This window comes from Nostoc sp. 'Peltigera membranacea cyanobiont' 232, assembly GCF_002245985.1.
Taxonomy (GTDB): domain Bacteria; phylum Cyanobacteriota; class Cyanobacteriia; order Cyanobacteriales; family Nostocaceae; genus Nostoc.
Genome location: NZ_NOLK01000278.1, coordinates 1 through 5,177 on the forward strand (window position 1 = coordinate 1; position 5,177 = coordinate 5,177).

The following is a 5,177-nucleotide window of genomic DNA, read 5'->3' on the forward strand; positions in this document are numbered from 1 at the left end:
AGCCATTGCCAAAGCGATTTAGCAGCAGGGCAAATATGGTGTTGATAACAAAATGCTGTGTGTTCTTCAGTCCAAGGAAGTGAAATTTTTGATGAGTTTTCTGGCATAATACTATTAGTTAATTACTGTTAGTTAGTTTCAAGGAGCCACCACGATCGCTAAATCTTCCGGTGGCTTTTTGGTTTTTTTTATCGTCAATACCGATCGCGCTCTAGGTCATGGATAACTTTCTCTAAGTACCAGTTATCTGACTGACCTGGGCTTTTTCGCCTCTGCTGTGCTAAAAGGCGTTTAGCGGTTGCTACATCACCTTTGAGCAAGGTTAGTAAATCACTTTGCAGGTATCTGTTTTTGGGGTCGTTGCGGTATGAGTGGGATTTGTTACCCCGTGGTTGGCTGAATTTAGATACAAGGATTTGCCACTGGCGGCGAACCTGCTGCAACGCTGCTATTAAGGCGATTACGCAGTAGTAGAGAATGAAAAGGTTCAGCACGAGGCTGATTAGAATGTACATAGGAATTGAAAGGTAGATGTTCAATTCCACGATGCGGGAAATAACCTGATTGAGACATCGGGAAATCCCGCATCTATATAATTCACTCTCTTCATAAATCAAAACCGCCCTAGCCACTGTGGGCAGGACGGTCAAGATTTTTCTGATTCTGTTTCCTCGGTTTGTGCTAAAGCGAGAATCTCACTCCTTAGCTCCTTAGCTTCCGTGCGGAATTTTTCTTCTAGTTTTTTGCTTTCATCTAGTCGCGCCTGTAACCGATCTTGATGGGCATGAACGTACTGATAATGGGTATCCTCTAACTGATCAAGGCGCTGGAGGATTTTCCCAGCAGACGTATCTCCGTACTCGATATTTGTCCCAAGGGTATCTCGCCTTGTGCTATCGCTCTCAATAAGTCGGCCTTGCTCTTCAATCCCATTGATTGAGCCATTGCTTCGAGCTTTTCCCAATCTGCCCGGCTGATTCTTATGGATGCGTTTATTGCATCCTGTGCTAGTACCTTTGGTCTTGGCATTTTCTGCTGTCATTGCTTTCTCCAATTGTAGAACAATTTATGTTTTGTTCTACAAAACCTTGACTAGTTACGTAGAACAATATAATATTAACTTGTTTAGTAGAACAAAATAACATTCGCTCCCCAACGCCTAACCCTTTGCGTTGCCCCTGGAGCAAGCACCCGCACCACTGCTTTTATGCCCCGGTGCGGAAACACCCTGAAATCACCAGAGAAGCGATGCGGTTAACGAGTTTGCCGCGCGGTGATGTTTCATGTCTGCACACAAACTTACAAAAACCAGATGACAACCACAGTTTTAGAACTGATTGAAAACCTAAAGCACTACCCTGGTGCGACGGCGGTAACTATCAAAGACGTTGATGATGTTGAATTTGCGATCGTTGATTTCCATTCTGGAGATGACGGCGTGACTATCGTTATCGGCTCAAAAGTAGACGGCGAGTCAGAGGAGGAAGGGGGCTAACAAAGTGACCGTCAAAGAACTGCTTGACGAAATAAATAAATACCCAAGCAAAGCGCTGGTAGTTGTAGAAGATAGCCTCGGACAAGAATTTTCTATTAGCTTTCTTGCCCCTGCCAATCACAAAATGCTCATCAAAATCAAATCACACAAAGACGAGGAGGAGGGAATCTAAAAAATTGAAAAGGCGATCGATACCGTCCGGTGGAGCGATGCCTGCGGCGAGCTTTGCTAACACCAGCAAACAAAAATTTGATGTTAAGGAGATTTTACCAATTGTCAAAGCCAATAGGACATTTTACGAGTTACACAATTAACGACGGCTCCTTACTAGAATCCCTCCAGGAGGAGTACGGCCCAACTTTTGAACTGATGACCAGACACGAGAAGCTGTTTTTGATTTCGGCTCTTGCAACTCAACTTTGCGATCGAGCTCCTGGGCGCTGCCGGGATGAAATCTACGTGGTTGGGCATCAAATCAACAGTTCATTATCTCAGGCGGATCGAGAGGGATTAGTTGAAGCGATGATTAATCAAGTGCGTAGGGGGCGCAGTCTTTCAGATACAGAGGTATTGCCTATGAAATAATCGTTTTTGTCTAGAGATGTCCGATTTTACTAAGTAAGCACACCAGCAAAACTGGGTAGTAGTTCTTGCTGGTGTTTTTTGCACAAATTAGGAATTTAGAATTATGACTTATCCCGACGAATTAAGACAGTGGGCAATCTTCGAGCGCCTGTCCACTGGCGAAAATGTTTGCAATTGTCGATTTCGTAAACGCTCCGATGCCGACGCTTATGTGAGCCTTCTGCGTCGCGGGAACGGGAGGTTTGAGGTAGTTTTCGACCCACAACCCCAGAAAGTTAAAGGATAGCTCAATTTTTTTGCGATCGCGCTTTTCAACCAGAAGCGCGATCGCTGTCCATCTACCAATGTCAAAAATATCACACAACTGTCATATGGCAGCGATTGACAGAGGAAAGGAAATTATTAAGGAGGCAATCCGATCGACTCAATCAGGTTTCGTCGCTCGAATCCCGGTTGCAGATGAGCCTAACTTAACTGTATTTCAGCAAGCATTGAGAGCGGCGGATGTTCAGCGAATGCTTATCCAGAAAGGGGTTGCGGTTGAATTTTATTTTCCTGAAGCACCAGTGGAGCAAGCCAAAAAATCTATGTTGCAAGTTATCAGGAGCGCATCGGCTGAAATTCAAGAGATTGTGTTTCCCGTTATCGCCAAAGATTACGCAGATGCAGAAATAGCCCTCGCTAGCCCAGAAGTGCAGCAAGCACTTAATCGACGTGGCATCACTGCATCACTTTGGCGGGAATCTCAAAAGGAAATAGTTGTCGCCAGCATTGACCAAGTGGTAAGCGGCGAACTTGACAGATATTTGAGGGAGCGGGAATGAATATGACAGATAATTCATCATTTAATCAAGAGGAATCTGATAAATATCAAGCTGCTTTTAAACAGCTTAGTAACACAAATACCATTCCTCTACTAATTTCTGAACTAGCTGCTTTTATGCTAATTGCTCAACTTCAATTAGCACTTCGGCATCCAAATAATATTGGTGCAAGTAGGGATGAAGTAAGAGAATCAATTCAGCCAATAGTTGATTACTTTACTGGTGATGTTAGAGAAATCTTAGAAAGAGGTTTTCATCCAGAATTTGACATAGACACTACACCACAACCAGATCCAGATTGGGATTATTACGAAACCTGGCAATTGTTACACACCATCAAAAAGAAAATTGATGCCGGAATAAAGTTTATATCTGGTGAAGAACTGGCAGACAACACAACTGATGAAAAGCTTAAACAAATACTAGAACCAGCTTTAGAGCAGCTAGAAGAAGTTATCGAAAATCACTTAACAAATTATTCAGATGACGATGAGTAAGCCATCAATGAATGAGTCCGTTATTTTGCCCAAGGATTTATATGTTCTAAACACTTTAGCAATGGGAGTAGAGATACAACTTCTTGCCAAAGTAACTGGGGAAACTATAGAAGACTGGAAAGCGTATGTAGGGGCAAAAGCTAGCGAACAATACCGTGAATTATCTACTGAAAGAATTCAAGAAATAGTTAAGTCTCTGGATGACGAAATAACCGCCTGATGAATCGTAATTGCGATCGCGCTTGATGAATGAAGGCGCGGGCTACCTGACACAGTAGCCGAAACGGTGGCAGAGAATGCCACCGTCGCGGATTGTGTCCAAAGCATCCGCAAGTTAATTAGAGAAAGTGCGGCGTTCACCATGAATTGCGCCCCTCAATTGTGGCGTTCACCTGTTCATGCACCGCCTTTCTCTTGTTAATTCCCCGAATGCGTTTACTCCTGAATCGCGCCCCTCAAGCGTGGGGCGTTAGGGTGATTCGTGCGCTATTAAGTTCGGGTCAACAAAGGATGCCAGTCCTTGAAAACCACCATTTTATTTCGCGGAACCATGACAATAGAATTAACTATTTTGGGAATTGATGTTAGTAAAGCGTCGATTACAACTCATATTTTAACACAATATCCCAAGGGCGGATTGCAGGCATATTGGAATAAAACAAGAAATAAAGCATCTACTTTATATCCGGCTTTTTACTCCAATCCTGATGCTAAGAAGAAACAAAAGTCAGCTTTTGATTTTGCTGATTATCTAGCAAAAATCAAGCCAGATTATGCAATTTTGGAGCCAACAGGAAACCACTATTCAAGATTGTGGGCATCCATTCTCAATAAGTTAGAAATCAAAATACTCTGGGTTGGACATGTCGAACTCAGACGTTACCGGGGTGGTAAAAACCTCCCGAATAAAAGTGACCCATCCGATGCTTTAGCAATGGCTGCTTACGGTCACGATCCAGATCATCATTTAGAGAACGGAGAACTGAATCTAAGATATTTTCTGATGCACCGCCCCGAACCCATTGATGAACTCCGCGACCTGTGCCAACAGCTAGAACACCTCAACCGCGTCCAATCCCCAATTGTGAATTATGCTAGACAGCTTCTCGCTTGGCAGTTTCCAGAAATGGCGCACACCAAGAGCGCATCTAGTAAACCAGGATTACTACCACCCCTCTGGGCATGGTTAGCTCATCGGCTTGAAATTTCGCCCGCCGGGAAAACCCGCATTGAAAATCGCTATAAAATTTCCATTGCAAAAGACTATGGAATTGAGTTTGATCCGATTCTAGAGTTGCACGCTGGCTGGATGTGCGATATCTCGCTTTTTGAGCAGCACTTGGAAGCAAGAATCAGCGAAATGCTTTCCGAGTCAGCATTCAAGCCTTACATGACCGTGTTTAACAAATTCGGTTTTGGCTTAAGAGTGCGATCGCGGCTGCTCACCAGAATTTACCCCTTTGAGTCATTCCTGGGTATCAACGGTAAACCCGTAATTGAGTACGAAGTGCGGGAGGTAAAAAAAACTGTGCGCGTTCGCAAAGACGGGCAAACCATAATCCGACATCTGGCTGGGGACACCAAACGGACTAACGCTCTTTTATTACTCCGAAAAAATAAAATATTCGTAGGTTGGGTTGAACGAAGTGAAACCCAACAAAACCAGAGATTGTTGGTGTTGGGTTTCGTTCCTCAACCCAACCTACGCCTAAATTCATCAAAGTCCTTAAAAATAAGGGTGGATGATTTTTATCCGACGAGAGTCATAAAAGAGCG

The 5,177-nt window shown here is 43.7% G+C and carries 10 protein-coding genes; 8 read left to right on the forward strand and 2 right to left on the reverse strand.

What is annotated here, in order from left to right; genetic code table 11:
• Nucleotides 1–194: 194 nt before the first annotated feature.
• The gene (locus CDG79_RS44560) at nucleotides 195–650 is read right to left on the reverse strand and encodes a hypothetical protein (protein ID WP_223278617.1); all 456 of its coding nucleotides are present in this window, start codon (nucleotides 648–650) and stop codon (nucleotides 195–197) included.
• Nucleotides 647–1,042, reverse strand: a complete 396-nt coding sequence (locus CDG79_RS38825; protein WP_094346821.1) for a hypothetical protein — start codon at nucleotides 1,040–1,042, stop codon at nucleotides 647–649. Before CDG79_RS38825 ends, CDG79_RS44560 begins: the two co-directional genes overlap by 4 nt.
• Before the next feature lie 270 nt (nucleotides 1,043–1,312).
• On the opposite strand from CDG79_RS38825, the gene CDG79_RS38830 reads away from it, so the two are divergent.
• The 8 genes from CDG79_RS38830 to CDG79_RS38860 form a co-directional block, all read left to right on the forward strand.
• Entirely contained in the window at nucleotides 1,313–1,495 is a 183-nt protein-coding gene (locus CDG79_RS38830) for a hypothetical protein (RefSeq protein WP_143855724.1), read from the forward strand.
• Nucleotides 1,496–1,499: 4 nt separating this feature from the next.
• Nucleotides 1,500–1,667: a hypothetical protein gene (locus CDG79_RS43160; RefSeq protein WP_189525063.1), complete on the forward strand. Its 168-nt coding sequence runs from the start codon at nucleotides 1,500–1,502 to the stop codon at nucleotides 1,665–1,667.
• Nucleotides 1,668–1,768: 101 nt separating this feature from the next.
• Nucleotides 1,769–2,080: a hypothetical protein gene (locus CDG79_RS38835; protein WP_143855725.1), complete on the forward strand. Its 312-nt coding sequence runs from the start codon at nucleotides 1,769–1,771 to the stop codon at nucleotides 2,078–2,080.
• A 103-nt stretch (nucleotides 2,081–2,183) separates the two neighbouring features.
• Nucleotides 2,184–2,366: a hypothetical protein gene (locus tag CDG79_RS38840; RefSeq protein WP_094346824.1), complete on the forward strand. Its 183-nt coding sequence runs from the start codon at nucleotides 2,184–2,186 to the stop codon at nucleotides 2,364–2,366.
• Between the two features lie 85 nt (nucleotides 2,367–2,451).
• Nucleotides 2,452–2,904 carry a hypothetical protein gene (locus tag CDG79_RS38845; RefSeq protein ID WP_094346825.1) on the forward strand — a complete coding sequence of 151 codons (453 nt, stop codon included), beginning with the start codon at nucleotides 2,452–2,454 and terminating at the stop codon, nucleotides 2,902–2,904.
• Nucleotides 2,905–2,906: 2 nt separating this feature from the next.
• Entirely contained in the window at nucleotides 2,907–3,401 is a 495-nt protein-coding gene (locus CDG79_RS38850) for a hypothetical protein (RefSeq protein ID WP_189525289.1), read from the forward strand.
• 7 nt (nucleotides 3,402–3,408) lie between these two features.
• The gene (locus CDG79_RS38855) at nucleotides 3,409–3,621 is read left to right on the forward strand and encodes a hypothetical protein (RefSeq protein ID WP_143855726.1); all 213 of its coding nucleotides are present in this window, start codon (nucleotides 3,409–3,411) and stop codon (nucleotides 3,619–3,621) included.
• A 330-nt stretch (nucleotides 3,622–3,951) separates the two neighbouring features.
• Nucleotides 3,952–5,177, forward strand: a 1,226-nt coding sequence (locus CDG79_RS38860; protein WP_223278618.1) for an IS110 family transposase, incomplete at its 3' end; no start/stop codon positions are given.